Genomic DNA, 12,488 nt, shown 5'->3' with positions numbered 1-12,488 from the left:
AAAGGAAGCCCGCCCCATGCCCAAAGACCCCCGAACAGAAGCCGCCCACCTCGAAGCCGCCCGCCTAAACGTCCGGGCTTTTCTGGAAAGTCAGCCCACGCCCGCACGCCTTCGGGCCAGCCTCGAAGACCTGCCCGGCGTCTTCTCTTTTATGGCTTCCGAACATGTGGAAGCGCCCACGCCCGCACAGCAGGAAGCGGCCCGCGTGCTGGAAGACAGCGCGGCCCACCTTCGGGCCTTCCTTAGCCTGCCGCAGTCTGACCCCTTCGCCCTTCGGTCACTGGCCCACAGCTTCCAGGCGTGCGAAGTGGGCGAAGCGTCCGGCGCACTCCTGCTGGAAGTGGGCGACCCCACGCCCGAAGATGTAGCAGGCCCGGAAGCGTGGGCCGCGTGGTATAGCCGCGCCGTGCGATACGGTCAGCACCTCGAAGCGGCCCACTATGCCGCCGCGTGGCAGTCTGCCGCGCTTATCTCTTCCGCTGGCTTCCTCGAAGACGGCGAAGCAGAAGACACGCTAGCCCGGCTTCTGGAAGTGCTGGCCCACCCTGTCCCCACGTCACCGGAAGACCCGGCCCCCACGCCGCTAGACCCTTCCTTAAACTGACCCGCAGACCTGCCGCGCCCCTTCCAGACTCGGAAGCGGGCGCGGCCCTAGTCTGGAAGGCGGGCAAGGTGCAGCAGGCCCGACACCACCGCGTCATGTGGCAGGCAGGCAAAAAGCCCATCTAAAGCAGAATCTAGGGCCGCTTCGAGGTCTGCCGCGCCCATGCCCGGCCTGTAACTGGCCCGCATGTGGGCGAAGATGCGCCGCACTTCTGCCCGCCTCTTCGGGTCTTCCCCGGCGACAGACAGGAAGGCCCGCGCCCCTGCCCTTGCCACTTCTGCCCACGCCTTCCACCCCACGCCCCGCCGCGCTTCCAGGGCTTCTAGTCTTCTCTTCGCCGTCATGCTTCCAGCGTGGGCCAGCAGGTGAGGCCCGGCCCAAATTGCACGAAACGCACGCCCCCCATGTGTGGGCGCGAAGGCGTGGGCTTCTCTCTTCGCCGGGTCTTCGAGTGCCGACCCGTCCCCCCTTCGAGGTCTGGCCCACAGCTTCCAGCACCCGGCCCGCGCTGTCTCACCCCACGCGGGCGCGGCCCCTTATTTCACCCGGCAGACATAACGCCCGGCCCGGCGTGGGCCTTATTTCACTTCTGGCCCGGAAGTTGACATAAGCCCGGCCCCCTTCGGTACTTCCCCCTTCCTTCGAGGGCTGGCCCTGCCGGACGGGTCAGAAGAGAGAGAGCATAGACCGGGCCAGACTGCGGGCGAAGCGCGGCCCCATGACCGCAGACACGCGGGCCAGCATGTCCCCATCTGGCAGGCAGGCGCGGGCGTCTTCCTCATCTTCTGGAAGACACCACACGCCCACCCCGCGCCCGGCGAAGCCCAAAAAGCGCACCCGGCCCGCCTTCCTCAAAGACCGCAGCGCCCGGCGCGTGCTGTCTTCGCTGGCCCCGGCGTACAGCGTCAGCAGGTCAGACCGCGCCGGGCCTAAGTGGGCCAGCGTGTCCAGTAGCGCCCGCTGTACCCTGCCCGGCCCCCTACTCATGGCCCGAAGTATCCCGCAGTATCCCCACGCCCCCCCCGTCTTCTCTTCGCCGTCTTCGATACCCCATGAATCATCCACAAAAAGCGCGGCCCGGCTTAGCCCCATGAATCATCCACACAGCAGACCCCATGACAGAAGCACGCCCGCACACTGACAGGACACTTAAACCCGGCCCCCATCATCTGCCCGAAGCCAGGAAGATGACCCGGCCCGGCCCGTCCCCCTCTTCGCTTCCGGCCCCGCATGGTAGGCGCTAACTCATACCTAAATGGAATTAGGTAAGAAAGAAAAGGGGCCAAAAAGAAGGCGGCGAAGAGAAGACCGGACACCCGGCCCACAGCTTCCAGACCAGGGGGGAAGGGGGGCCGGGCCGGGCGTGGGGCCAGAAGCCGGGCAGACCGTCCCCGCTTTTTTTGGCCCATGCGAAAAGGGCCAGACGTGGGCCGCTTCGGGCTGGCCCTTTTGTCAGGGGGAAGCCCGAAGACAGCACCCGTCCCCCACACGGCAGGCGCGGGCGCTTAGGCCGCTTCCTTTTGTGGAAGTGCGCCGGGTCAAAAGTGGGGACAGTCCCCGGCCCCTTTTTCGCGTCCCCGTACACGCGGGCCAGCGCCCGGCCTACTCACTTACCGAAGCCCGCGAAGCTGGCAAGTGAAAAGCCGCGCCGTCTTCTCTTCGCCGCTTCCAGGGCTTCGAGGAAGCCGGGCCGGGCCAGCTTCGCCCACGTCCGGCAGGTCTTCGACGATAGCCCGCGCCCTACCTCTTCCGAAGAGGGGGAAAAGCCCGCACAGCACGGCAAAAGCGGGCGCATGGTAGGCGCTTCTACAGGTTCAGGGTGGATAAGGTCTGGCCCTCTTCTGCCCTCTTCCGGCAGACCTTCGCGCCCCCTCTTCGAGAGAGGAAAAAGCCCCACAGGGCCGCACTTTTCGCCGCATGGTAGGCGCTAAGCCATGCTGAAAAATGACTAACTTTTCCCCGCTTTTCGCCGTCTTCTCTCCCCTCTTCGGGGAAGGGGCCGCAAAAAGGGCCGCAGCGGGCCAGATGACAGCACAGGAAAAGCGCCCACCCTGACAGCAAAAAGGCCGCATGGTAGGCGCTTACCTCGAAGGCGAAAAGTAGCGCATGGTAGGCGTTAAGCCAGCCTGTAAAAACCTGACTTTCTTCTACAGGCTGTCCCCGGCTTCCCACTTCCGAACCTGCCGCCGCGTGCTGTCCACTTCCAGGGCCAGAAGGTCAGACACGCCGCACGCTTCGCCCGTCAGGGCGTGCAAGATGCCCGCCAGCACTTCCAGCGTGCGAAGGTCTAAGCGCCGCGTGTCCCCCCTTGCCAGCCTGTACACCGTGTCTTTGTCTATTGTCCCCTGTGCATAGCCGGACATGCTGACCGTGTACAGCGACAGCCCCCGCGCTTCGCACTCTTCTCGAAGCCGGAAGCGGGCCGCATAGGGGACAGGGCCGGGCGTGTGGTAGCCCAAATGACGCCGCCCATACTCCGGGCCGTGAACGTGTACCGCTTCGCCTTCTCTCTTCGCCGTCATAAGTCCCCCTTTTCAGATAGGGCGCGGGCCAGGGCTTCTAAGCTGGCCCACCCTGCCGCCGCGTCTTGTAAACGTGTCTTCTCTTCGCCGTCTGCCGTGTCCCGCGTCAGGTCTTCGAGGTCTGCCGCCCTGTCCCCGAAGTACAGGGCCGCGCCTTCTGGAAGTGCGCCCACGTCTTCGCCGGACAGGAAGGCCCGCGCCCACACTGCCGCGTCTTCTGTCTGCGGGTCTTCGAGAGACAGCAGGGCCAGGGCGTCCGGCCCACAGAAGGGGGAAGGGATACGCCCGGCAGACATGCCCTCTTCTAAGGCGATTAGGGGCGCGTCTTCCATCAGTTCAAGCGCCCGCACAATGTCCCGGCGCGTTATCTCTTCCAGGCTGGCCCGAAGGCTGGCCCGGTCTTCGAGAAGGCGCACCCGGCGAAGTAAGGAAGCGCGGCCCGTCATGACAGCACCCGCAGCAAGGAAGCCCGGAAGTGGAAACACGCCCCGCTGTACCTGAAAAAGCGCCGGGCTTCGGGCCTGCCTGCCCCAAACTGTGCGCCCCACAGCCTGACCGCGTGGGCTTCCAGCACGCCCGCGAAGTGCGCCGCTTCCTTCGGTGTGGGCCAGGGCTGGCCCGGCCCCGTGCGCTTAAACGCCGCGCCCCACCGGGCCGGGCCTTCGAGGTCTGCCACTTCTGGCCCACGCCCCGCAAAGTAGGCGCGTGACTCTTCGAGAAAAGCGGCCCACGCTTCCGGGTCTTGCAAGGCCCGCCCCTCTTCTCGAAAAGCCCGCAGCACGGCAGGGGGCAGGGCTTCCAGCGCGGCCCGCAGTTGCGCCCGCTTCGCCTCTTCCACCCGGCCCGCGTGCGCCGCTTCTATGGCTTCCACCCGGCGAAGTAAGGAAGCGCGGCCCGTCATGCCTGACCGCCTAAGACCCGGCAAAGATTCGCCTCGAAGCGGTACAGCGCCGCGCCCCACCGGGCCAGCCTGTGAACGTCTGCCGACAGGGGGACGCGCCGGGCTTCGCTGTCATTCCAGCGGGCGCACGCCTCGAAGTAGCCCGCGAAGTCTTCCACCCGTCCGGCAGGGGCCGGGCGAAGCGGCCCCACGTCTTCGCCTTCGGGAAAAGGTTCCCACGCTGCCGCTTCTGCCTTCGCCGGATGACTTACGGGCAAGTCTTCGGGCAAGTGGGCGCACGCCTTGACCATGCGGGCCAGGGCTTCCGGGTCTTCGCCGTGTTCACAGACCCGCGCCGCGTCTTTCCATGCCTTCCGGTCTGCCGGGCTTAGCTGGCCTTCTGCCCGTTCAATCTGGCCCCACGCCTTCGCCCGCACGTCTTCCAGCCGGGCCGCTTCCTTCGCTTCGAGGTCTTCCAGCCGGGCCAGCAGACCGCGCCCCCCTTTTCTCTTCGCCGTCATAAATACCCCCTCACAGGTCTTCCCCGCCTATCCCTAGAATCACTTTTAGCCCCCCTTCTGGCCCGGCGAAGAGAAGGGCTTTTTCTACGTCTGGCACGCCTTCCGACCCCTCTTCGAGAGAGGGCAGAAGAGAGGGCAGACCCGGCACAGCAGCGGGCAAGGCCGCGCCCGGCGTGACTGCCGCCCACCCGGAAGCGCCCCACGAAAAGACCCCACGCCCGGCCCCCGTGCGGGCCGCTTCCAGCTTCCGAACACGCGCCCGAAGGCTGGCCCGCGTCATGACTGCCGCCCTAGAAGGCTGTCAATTTCACTCATCAGGTCTTCTGTGCTGAGGGCTTCCAGCCGGGCCGCTTCTGCCGGGTCTTCGCGGGCTTCCAACAGCAGGGCGTAAGCCGTCCTAATTTCGTCAGGCGTCAGGCCAGCCACATAAGCGCGGGCCTGTGCCTCTTCGAGTGCTGCCGTTACCTGCCGGGCCTTCTCTTCCAGCTTCCGCAGCCGGGCCAGCTTCGCCCGCGTCATGCTGGCCCCGCTTCCCTGCCGTTAGGGGGCAGGGCCAGCACCACACCCGCGCCGCTTATGACCCGCCAGCCTTCGGGGACAGGGGAAGACAGCCGGGCGCGAAGGTTCAGCCCTGCCGCCGCTTCGCGGTCAGCCGCACGCGCCCGCGCCTTCGCTTCGAGGGCTTCCAACCGTGTAACGCGGTTGCGCCGGGTCATAGCTCACCCGCACGGGCCAGGGCTTCCAGCCTTCGGGCGTGGGCTTCCTCTTCCTTCGCCGGGTCTGCGGTCTGCCGGGCTTCGCGGGCCGCAGCTATCCACCCGAAGAGAGAAGCCAAAAAGCGCCCGTGTCTGTCTTCCTGCCGCTTCCGGGCCGCGTCTTCGAGGGCTTCCACCCTTGCCCACGGCCTGCCGCGCCTCATGCCCGGCCCCGCTTCGGTAGCCCGGTCAGCATGACCACATGCCCACCGCTGGCCCGCACCTCTTCCACCTCTTCGGGCGTCATGGGAAGCGTGCGGCCCGTGTCTGGCCCGCCGCCTTCCTCTTCTGGCCCCACGCCTTCGCGCCATAGACCCGCGCCCACGTCTGCCCACCAAATGCACAGCGGTTCAGGCTGTGCCGCGTCTTGCCGGGCTTCCAGGGCCAGAAGCCGCGCCCGCAGTCTGGCCCGCGTCACTTCGCCCACCCCATCAGCAGCGCGAAGAGAGACAGCCCGGCGAAGGCCAGGAAGTCAGGCCCGCACAGGGCCAGCGCCCACCCTGCCCGCGTCATGCCGCCCCCCTGCCGGGCAGACGTGGGCCGCCCATGTCTTCGGGTTGTGCCGCTTCCAGGGCTTCGATACGGGCCGCGAGGTCTGAAACGTCAGTTACGCGGGCGTAAGCCCCTGCCGCCTGTGAAAGACCGTGCAGAAGTCTTAGGGTCATGTCCGGCGTCAGGTCTTCCGCTTCCAGCAACTCCCCCGCCTTCTGTAGCGCCTTCCACAGCAGGGCGCGGGCGTCTTCTACACTGCCCGCCTTGCCGCGCCGTCTTCTCTTCGCCGTCTTACCGTCTGCCATGTCTTCCACCTTGCCCGGCCCGCGCCGGGTCTTCCCCCTCTTCCGGTCCCTCTTCCAGAAGGGGGGGGGTTAGGTCTTCCGAGAGGGCCAGAAGCCCGGCCCGCACGCCTTCCGGCGTCAGTCTACCCGCGTGCATAAGCCCCCTAAAGTGGGCCTCTTCTGCCCCTTTTGCCAGCACGCCCGGCCCCATGTCCACCCGGCGAAGGGCAGAAGCCCAGGCCAGCCGGACAGGAAGTGGGAAGCGTGCGCCCGCGTCTTCGAGGGTCAGCGCGTGGGCCAGCGCGAAGGCCAGCGGGGACAGCCCCCGGCCCGTCTTCCCTTCGCCGGACGTGGGGCAGACCGCCCCCCCTGCCGGGCCAGCTTCGGACCCCGCCCCCCCTCTTCCGGTAGCAGGAAGCCCGCGAAAAATCACCCGTACTTTCTGCCGTGTGCGGCCCGTCATCCTGCCCCCCCTTCGCCTTCGAGGAAGCGGCCCAAATAGTCCCGCGCCGCTTCCAGACCTTCGGGCGTCAGCGTGCGCCCGTCTTCGCGTAAAAGGCCCATCTTCCAGGCCAGCACCCGGCCCGCGCTTCGCTGGCCCCCATGCGGCAGGTCTGCCCACAGCTTCCCCGCCAGCTTCGCCCGCGTGGGGCAGGTCTTCGGAAGAGAAGCGGCATAGGCCCGCAGCACGGCGAACTGTAGGCCCGTCACGCTTCCACCCCCCGCCGCGTGCCGCCTCGAAGCCGGGCCGCTATCTCTTCCACTTCGCGCCGCGCCGCCTTCCGGTCTTCGCCGGGCCTGACAATGGCCTTGACCGTAAAGCCCGGCGCAACATAGGCCACCGCTACGCAGTCCACCGCAGCGCCGGACGGCAGGGCCAGACATTCACCGCTTACCAGGGGGCGAAGGTAACTAAGCGCCTTCGGGTGCTTCTGGAAGTAGGCCCGGTCCAGGGCGCGGGCCTTCTCTGCCCCGGTCACGCCCGGCCCCCTCGATGTGGGGCAGGCGTGGGCCGGGCCGCGTGCTGTCCGGTCCCCCACGTCTTCGCCGCGCCGTGTGACCTGTAGCCCTGCCCTATCTCTTCGCCGGGCTGAAGGTACGCGCCGCAGCGGGCCGCGATATGCACCGCGAAGGGGGGCGCTTCCGGTTCCCACGCCCTAGCGGGCGCACCGCATACGACCATCAGCGGCCCCCATTCCGGCGCGGGCAGGGCGCGGGCGCAGCTTCCACAGCGGCCCGGCTGTGCCGCTTCTGCCTGCCACTCTTCCAGCGTGCGGGCCGCAGCACGGGGCCGGGTCTGGCCCGGCGAAGAGGAAGGGGGCAGACCTTCGGGCCGGACATCGAGGGGGGCCGCTTCCTCTTCCTTCGCCGGAAGGGTAGGCAGAATGTGCGCCCCCTCTTCGGGCTGGCCCATGTCTTCGCCGCGAAGGTAGGCCAGAAGCGCGGGCTTATGCGCCCTGACTTCTGCCATGACTTCGGGCGTGGGCCTGCCGCGCCCCATGACCCGCACGCCGTCCCCGGAAGCGTTCAGGGCCAGTACCACGCCCGCAGCTTCCAGCCGGGCAAGGAAGGCCCGCACGTCCGGCCCGGTCACACTTCCCCCCAGTCTTCGAGGTCTTCCAGGGCTTCCGGGTCTTCGAGGGGGGCCGCAGCGGGCAGGGCTTCCGGCGAAGAGAAAACGGTCTTATCTGTCCCCACTGTCCCCAAAGGGTTATTAAAAAATAGAGTTATGGGGACAGGTAAAAAAGCCGTGTCGTACGTCTTTTCTTCGCCGTCTGTCCCCACTGTCCCCACTGTCCCCAAAGATTCATAAGCGGGCAGGTCAAAAGGGAAGCGAAGCGTTAGAAGTTGCTTCCGCAGACCTTCGGGCGTGCTGACCTTCCAGAAGGCCCGCACGCGCTGGCCTTCGACCTGACAGCGCATTAGGCCCGCAGGGTGCAACCTGTCCCGCATGTTTGCCCACAGCGCCCCCTTATCTGGAAGCGCGGCCCCGGCCTGACCCTGTGCGGCCCGTTGCAACTGTTCGTGTAGGGCTTCCGGGTCAAAGTGCGCCCACTCATCCCCGCCCGCCTTCGAGTAGTACCCCACCTTGACCGCGCCGGGCCGCAGCGTCAGCACGGCCCCGTCTTTTCCTTCGCCGTCTTCGCTGTCCCCGTAAGTGGGCCGGGCCTGCCAGCCGCACACCCGCGCCGTGTCCGGGTCAGGGCCGGGCGCTTCGCCGCTTTTGAGGTCTGCCAGATAGACCCGGCCCTGAGAGAGAAGCGAAGCCGTCAGGGACAGCGCCCGGCCCACCGGGTCTTCACTGTGCAAGTGTTCCGCCTGCCCTTCTGACGTGTAGGCCAGGGCTTCCACCACGCGGCCCCACAGGGCCAGGGCTTCGCCTTCGGTGATGGCTTCGATACTCACAGCGAAGGCCAGGAAGCACGCCCACCCGTAGGACAATTCTGCTAGGGCGTGACCCGTGCGCCCGTGCGCCCCCTCGAAGGCCCGCGCCCACTTCCTGACGTGGGCGTTATAGCCCTCAGACCCCACCCGCAGCGCCTCGAAGTTGCCCGCGATGCCTTGCACATAAGCAGCGAGGGCTAGCGCATACACGCCTTCTTTTGCCCGGTCTGCCGCGTCATAAAAGGCGTCACTTTTCGCCCTGTCCCCGTCTGGAATAAGTTTGCGGGTCACGTCCACAATGACCGCCCGCGCCCGGTTGCTGTGACCGCGTGGCAGGGACTCACCCGAAGACATGACCAGCCCACGCGGGTACAGCCCGGCCCGGCTTTTGCGGTCTGCGGTCAGGGTGCTACGCCCGGCCCCATCTGCGGCCCCCTGAAAGATGCGGCCCGCTTTACCGTTCATCTGTGCCACTTCGGAAGACACGCCGCCCGGCTTAAAGTCGTCTATCAGGAAAAGCGCGTCTTTGACCGTGTGGGCGCTTTTTTCGAGAGAGTTAGCCGAACTGTTCCAGCCTTCGGGCAGGTGCTTAGCGTGCCATGCCTTCCCATAGTGGGCCTGTGCCAGCGCAAGAAAAGCCGTCTTATTCCGGCCCGTTTCCCCGGTCAGCCACACCACAAAGTCAGCCCGGCCCACAGGCGCACGGTACACAGCGCCTAGAACGGGGACGCTTACCGGGTCTAAGCCCACCAAGTCCAGAAGGGCCAAAGACTGCCGCACCGCTTCGCGCACGTCTTCGGGCTTTTCCTTCGCCGGGTCTGGCAAGGCGTAGCCCGTCAGTCTGCCGTCCCCGGCGCTTAGGTCAACTTCCAGCCCTTCCACCGCGCCCCGCGCCCCAATCGAAGCGCCCGCAGACAGGTAGACAGGCCCGTGTACCGGGTCACGCTTCCAGCCTGTGAACTGATACACCGTGCGCTCAGTGATGCCCCGCGCTTCGCTTAGGCGCTGTATCCCTTCGCGGGCGCGGTCTTTTTTGCCGTTGCCGCTTCGCACAATGGCAGAAGCGCCCCACTTCGCGGCAGGCCAGCCCATGCCCGTAAACTCGCCCGAAGGGATAAGAAGACGGGGAAGCGGGCGACCATCTGCCCGCGTGCCTTCTATCTCGAAGACCTTCGCGCCTTCGCCTGTGCCGTCGTCTTCGGTGACTTCTGCGGCGATGTAGGCGGCACAGTTAAAAAGTTCCTCGAAGTCTTCAAACTCTTCGCCGTCTGCCCACCGCTTTTTCACGCCGTACAGCTTCCCCGCCTGTACCGCGAAGCCTTCCACGTCAGACACCCACAGCACGCCGGACGCGCTGGCCTTCTCTTCGCCGTCTGCCGGGCCTTCGGGCGCGGGCGTGTAGGGCTTCGCCTCTTCGAGTGCGGCCCGCAACTTCTGGCCCAAATAGGCCGCGTGCGATTCCGGCGAAGCGAAGGGGGGCAGGTAGCCCAGGGCTTCGCAGGCGTCGGCCCCGGTCTGCCACGCCCCTAAAGCGTCCTGATAGGCGAAGGGGTTAGCTTCGCCCGTGCGGGTCTGGCCTAGCTGGAAGACTGCGGCCCCGGCGTGGGCGCACAGCGTCCCCCACACTTCGCGGGCGCTGTCCCCTTCGCCGCGTTTATCCCCCATATCAGCGAAGACGTACACGGCAGACCCGGCGCGAAGGTGCGAGATGTGAGGAAGTGCGCCCACACTTGCCAGCCCTTGCACGTTGTAAGCGTCCCCGAAGCCTGCCGCTTCCAGCATGGCCCACACTGCCGCCGCGTTTAGCTCACCTTCGATAAGCAGCGTGGGCAGGTCTTCGCGCATGGGCCGGGCGCACCATGCCGGGCGGCCCGCCTTCGCGTGGGGCGAAAAGACATAGGCGTAACGTGTCCCGCTTTTCCCGGTCTGCGCCCGGCCCACTTCTAGCCCGGCGTCAGTGTTCCGAAACTTGACCGCCCACGCCTGACCATCTGGCCCGCCTATCTCGAAGAAAAGCGCCCCCTTTTGGGAGTGTGGGGGAAGTTTGGCCCGGTCTTCCAGGCCGTAAGCCCGCAGCACGCCCGCAGTGACGGCAGGCCACAGCCCGCGCCGGGTCACTTCCTGCCCGGCTTCGCTAGGGTCTGCCGGGTCTTCGAGGGGGCGAAGACCGCGAAGCCTGTAAGCCAGGTCTTCGGGCGTCAGGGGGGCAAACTGTGCCAGCGCTTTTAGGGCCGCAGACAGGCCCACATGCTTAGGCGTGCGCTTCTGCGGGTCTTTCCCCCCGTCTTCCTTCGCCGCCCCCTGTGCGGGCTTCTGTGCGCCGCGCCGGGCCTTGCCCCCCTTCCGGGCCTTCCCCCTTGCCCGGCGTGTGCGGGCTTTTCGTCTTCGAGTCCGGCCCACTCGATTAGCAGGCGTACCGCTTCGGGCTTCGGGATTCCGGCAGACGTGAGGAAGTTCACCGCGCCGCCCCCGGACTCTTCGGCCCCGAAGCGGTTAAAGACTGGCCCGCCTTTGCCCACGTCGTAAGACAAAGAGTCTCTTTCCTCTTCCAGACCGGGCCGAAAGTCACACAGCGTCCCTTTTGTAGGGCTTCCGGTCAGACGTGGGGCGGGCTTGCCCAGGTAGGCCGCCAGACCTTCCAGCACGCGGCCCGGCGTCAGCAGGTCTAGGGCTTCGGTAAGGCGACTCACAGCGCACCCCCCGGCCCGAAGACCTGCCCACCTTCCAGCCCGTTAAACTGGAAGGGAAGCCCGCCCGCTTCGGTTGCCCCGCGCCCGGTCACTGCCAGACCGGGCCGCATTATTTGCCCCCGTGAACGTGTACCGCCTGCCGCGCCTTGCGCTTTTCCAGCCAGTCGGCAAAGTCTGCCGGGTCTACCATCCACAGCGGGCGCGGTTCCTTGCCGGGCCGAGGGGGACGCGAAATATCCAGCCCGCGAAGCTCACCCGAAGACAGGGCCGCGTAAATCACAGCCGAGGGGATGCCCGTAGCCTTGTGTAACTCTTGAGGGCGCAAAAGACGGGGAAGCGCGGGCGCTTCGGGCGTGGGCGCGTTGACGGGCGCGTAAAGCGTCGAAGTAATCATGTTGTAAAGCCCCTGTGCCTGCCCGCTTCTCTCTTCGCCGGGCAGGGCTTTTGACTGAGGGCCAGCACTTCCAGAAGGAAGGGGCCGCACAGGTAAGGCCGGGCTTACCGCTTACCGCTTCGCCAAACTCGAAGCGGCCCGGCGCTCAGGCCACAGGGGGGGCAAGTGGGGCAGATGGTGGGCGCGGGCGCGTGTGGATTATGCGAGGGGGCCGCGTTTCACTTCGCCACAGCTTCCAGCGTTTACGCCGTGCCGCGTCATCTTCCGAAACCAGCACCGCCCGCATGAAAAAAGCCTCTGCGCTTTTGTACAATTCACGCCGCCTAATCCCTTCCAAGAAGTTGCGCCGCTTTATCTTTTTCCAAAAGATGTGCGGATGACTTTGCAAGGGATAGCCGTATACGCGGGCTTTTGAGTGATAGCGCGTAGCTTCGCGCATGTGAGTTTTTAGAATCGAAGCCCGGCCTCTTTTGAACCTACGGGTAAACCATAGACGGCGTTCTGCTTCGCTCAGTTCCCAGTCGACGCGACTACAGCCCATCAGCCTATAAACCAGAGACAGCCGCCAGCGGCCCGAAGGGGCAACGTGTCCCCGCGCCGCCTTCCTGAACTTCTCGAAGTGGGCCGCAGTATTGACCGCCCACACGCGAAGGTCTAAGGGCGTGGGCTTAGGCGCTTCGAGTGCGGGCGCGTCTTCCTTTTCGCCGGGCTTCGGGCTAGCCCAAACAATCAGCGGGCCGCGCACCGTTTCCGCTTCCAGCGTACCGGACGGGGACAGTCCCCACCTTTTCCAGACCGTGCCAGACACCACAGCCGCCCACTTCTGCGGGCTGTGAGTGTTCAGGGCAGGTAGGCGGGTCATGTGCCTACCATAGCGCAAAAGCCCAAACCTTTTCAGGGCATGTCATAGCGTCCCCGTCTTTTTGCCCAAACTTAGCCCATTTGGGCAAAAATAGCCCGG

Annotated in this window: 17 protein-coding genes; 1 reads left to right on the top strand and 16 read right to left on the bottom strand. The window is 66.3% G+C overall.

What is annotated here, in order from left to right; genetic code table 11:
- Positions 1-16 precede the first annotated feature (16 nt).
- Positions 17-604 carry a hypothetical protein gene (locus Q4C89_RS01455; RefSeq protein WP_303100834.1) on the top strand — a complete coding sequence of 196 codons (588 nt, stop codon included), beginning with the start codon at positions 17-19 and terminating at the stop codon, positions 602-604.
- A 47-nt stretch (positions 605-651) separates the two neighbouring features.
- Here the strand turns inward: Q4C89_RS01455 and Q4C89_RS01450 are convergent, their stop codons facing one another.
- The 16 genes from Q4C89_RS01450 to Q4C89_RS01375 all read right to left on the bottom strand — a co-directional run bounded on the left by Q4C89_RS01450 (position 652) and on the right by Q4C89_RS01375 (position 11,527).
- The gene (locus tag Q4C89_RS01450; RefSeq protein ID WP_303100833.1) at positions 652-948 is read right to left on the bottom strand and encodes a hypothetical protein; all 297 of its coding nucleotides are present in this window, start codon (positions 946-948) and stop codon (positions 652-654) included.
- A gap of 322 nt (positions 949-1,270) precedes the next feature.
- Positions 1,271-1,591, bottom strand: coding sequence for a hypothetical protein (locus tag Q4C89_RS01445; RefSeq protein WP_303100832.1), 321 nt, complete (start codon positions 1,589-1,591; stop codon positions 1,271-1,273).
- Between the two features lie 1,160 nt (positions 1,592-2,751).
- Positions 2,752-3,126: a helix-turn-helix transcriptional regulator gene (locus tag Q4C89_RS01440; RefSeq protein ID WP_303100831.1), complete on the bottom strand. Its 375-nt coding sequence runs from the start codon at positions 3,124-3,126 to the stop codon at positions 2,752-2,754.
- Positions 3,123-3,572 carry a hypothetical protein gene (locus Q4C89_RS01435; protein ID WP_303100830.1) on the bottom strand — a complete coding sequence of 150 codons (450 nt, stop codon included), beginning with the start codon at positions 3,570-3,572 and terminating at the stop codon, positions 3,123-3,125. Before Q4C89_RS01435 ends, Q4C89_RS01440 begins: the two co-directional genes overlap by 4 nt.
- On the bottom strand, positions 3,569-4,027 hold the full coding sequence (locus Q4C89_RS01430; RefSeq protein ID WP_303100829.1) for a hypothetical protein: 459 nt from the start codon (positions 4,025-4,027) through the stop codon (positions 3,569-3,571). Before Q4C89_RS01430 ends, Q4C89_RS01435 begins: the two co-directional genes overlap by 4 nt.
- A complete protein-coding gene (locus Q4C89_RS01425; RefSeq protein ID WP_303100828.1) occupies positions 4,024-4,527 on the bottom strand; it encodes a hypothetical protein in 504 nt (167 codons plus the stop codon). Before Q4C89_RS01425 ends, Q4C89_RS01430 begins: the two co-directional genes overlap by 4 nt.
- Positions 4,528-4,803: 276 nt before the next feature.
- Complete coding sequence (locus tag Q4C89_RS01420; RefSeq protein ID WP_303100827.1) at positions 4,804-5,046, bottom strand: hypothetical protein; 243 nt, start codon at positions 5,044-5,046, stop codon at positions 4,804-4,806.
- Positions 5,043-5,243 (bottom strand): hypothetical protein, encoded by a 201-nt coding sequence (locus Q4C89_RS01415; protein ID WP_303100826.1) that lies wholly within the window; start codon positions 5,241-5,243, stop codon positions 5,043-5,045. Before Q4C89_RS01415 ends, Q4C89_RS01420 begins: the two co-directional genes overlap by 4 nt.
- Before the next feature lie 199 nt (positions 5,244-5,442).
- Complete coding sequence (locus Q4C89_RS01410) at positions 5,443-5,700, bottom strand: hypothetical protein (protein ID WP_303100825.1); 258 nt, start codon at positions 5,698-5,700, stop codon at positions 5,443-5,445.
- A 91-nt stretch (positions 5,701-5,791) separates the two neighbouring features.
- Positions 5,792-6,079 (bottom strand): hypothetical protein, encoded by a 288-nt coding sequence (locus Q4C89_RS01405; protein WP_303100824.1) that lies wholly within the window; start codon positions 6,077-6,079, stop codon positions 5,792-5,794.
- Complete coding sequence (locus Q4C89_RS01400; protein WP_303100823.1) at positions 6,066-6,521, bottom strand: hypothetical protein; 456 nt, start codon at positions 6,519-6,521, stop codon at positions 6,066-6,068. Before Q4C89_RS01400 ends, Q4C89_RS01405 begins: the two co-directional genes overlap by 14 nt.
- The gene (locus Q4C89_RS01395; RefSeq protein ID WP_303100822.1) at positions 6,518-6,769 is read right to left on the bottom strand and encodes a hypothetical protein; all 252 of its coding nucleotides are present in this window, start codon (positions 6,767-6,769) and stop codon (positions 6,518-6,520) included. Before Q4C89_RS01395 ends, Q4C89_RS01400 begins: the two co-directional genes overlap by 4 nt.
- Entirely contained in the window at positions 6,766-7,038 is a 273-nt protein-coding gene (locus tag Q4C89_RS01390; RefSeq protein WP_303100821.1) for a hypothetical protein, read from the bottom strand. Before Q4C89_RS01390 ends, Q4C89_RS01395 begins: the two co-directional genes overlap by 4 nt.
- A complete protein-coding gene (locus Q4C89_RS01385; protein WP_303100820.1) occupies positions 7,035-7,652 on the bottom strand; it encodes a hypothetical protein in 618 nt (205 codons plus the stop codon). The genes Q4C89_RS01390 and Q4C89_RS01385 overlap by 4 nt, the downstream gene beginning before the upstream one ends.
- Entirely contained in the window at positions 7,649-10,690 is a 3,042-nt protein-coding gene (locus Q4C89_RS01380; protein WP_303100819.1) for a hypothetical protein, read from the bottom strand. The genes Q4C89_RS01385 and Q4C89_RS01380 overlap by 4 nt, the downstream gene beginning before the upstream one ends.
- A gap of 552 nt (positions 10,691-11,242) precedes the next feature.
- Positions 11,243-11,527, bottom strand: a complete 285-nt coding sequence (locus Q4C89_RS01375) for a hypothetical protein (protein WP_303100818.1) — start codon at positions 11,525-11,527, stop codon at positions 11,243-11,245.
- Positions 11,528-12,488: the final 961 nt, after the last annotated feature.

Origin of the sequence: Deinococcus sp. (genome assembly GCF_030523985.1) — a bacterium.
Taxonomy (GTDB): domain Bacteria; phylum Deinococcota; class Deinococci; order Deinococcales; family Deinococcaceae; genus Deinococcus.
The sequence above is the reverse complement of the archived record's forward strand: the minus strand, read 5'-3'. Positions and strand labels throughout refer to the sequence as shown.

What these genes read in the sequence shown, in the direction of transcription:
- Q4C89_RS01455 (WP_303100834.1), top strand. Translation starts at nt 17, where the DNA reads ATGCCCAAAGACCCCCGAACAGAAGCCGCCCACCTCGAAGCCGCCCGC.
- Q4C89_RS01450 (WP_303100833.1), bottom strand. Translation starts at nt 948, where the DNA reads ATGACGGCGAAGAGAAGACTAGAAGCCCTGGAAGCGCGGCGGGGCGTG.
- Q4C89_RS01445 (WP_303100832.1), bottom strand. Translation starts at nt 1,591, where the DNA reads ATGAGTAGGGGGCCGGGCAGGGTACAGCGGGCGCTACTGGACACGCTG.
- Q4C89_RS01440 (WP_303100831.1), bottom strand. Translation starts at nt 3,126, where the DNA reads ATGACGGCGAAGAGAGAAGGCGAAGCGGTACACGTTCACGGCCCGGAG.
- Q4C89_RS01435 (WP_303100830.1), bottom strand. Translation starts at nt 3,572, where the DNA reads ATGACGGGCCGCGCTTCCTTACTTCGCCGGGTGCGCCTTCTCGAAGAC.
- Q4C89_RS01430 (WP_303100829.1), bottom strand. Translation starts at nt 4,027, where the DNA reads ATGACGGGCCGCGCTTCCTTACTTCGCCGGGTGGAAGCCATAGAAGCG.
- Q4C89_RS01425 (WP_303100828.1), bottom strand. Translation starts at nt 4,527, where the DNA reads ATGACGGCGAAGAGAAAAGGGGGGCGCGGTCTGCTGGCCCGGCTGGAA.
- Q4C89_RS01420 (WP_303100827.1), bottom strand. Translation starts at nt 5,046, where the DNA reads ATGACGCGGGCGAAGCTGGCCCGGCTGCGGAAGCTGGAAGAGAAGGCC.
- Q4C89_RS01415 (WP_303100826.1), bottom strand. Translation starts at nt 5,243, where the DNA reads ATGACCCGGCGCAACCGCGTTACACGGTTGGAAGCCCTCGAAGCGAAG.
- Q4C89_RS01405 (WP_303100824.1), bottom strand. Translation starts at nt 6,079, where the DNA reads ATGGCAGACGGTAAGACGGCGAAGAGAAGACGGCGCGGCAAGGCGGGC.
- Q4C89_RS01400 (WP_303100823.1), bottom strand. Translation starts at nt 6,521, where the DNA reads ATGACGGGCCGCACACGGCAGAAAGTACGGGTGATTTTTCGCGGGCTT.
- Q4C89_RS01375 (WP_303100818.1), bottom strand. Translation starts at nt 11,527, where the DNA reads ATGATTACTTCGACGCTTTACGCGCCCGTCAACGCGCCCACGCCCGAA.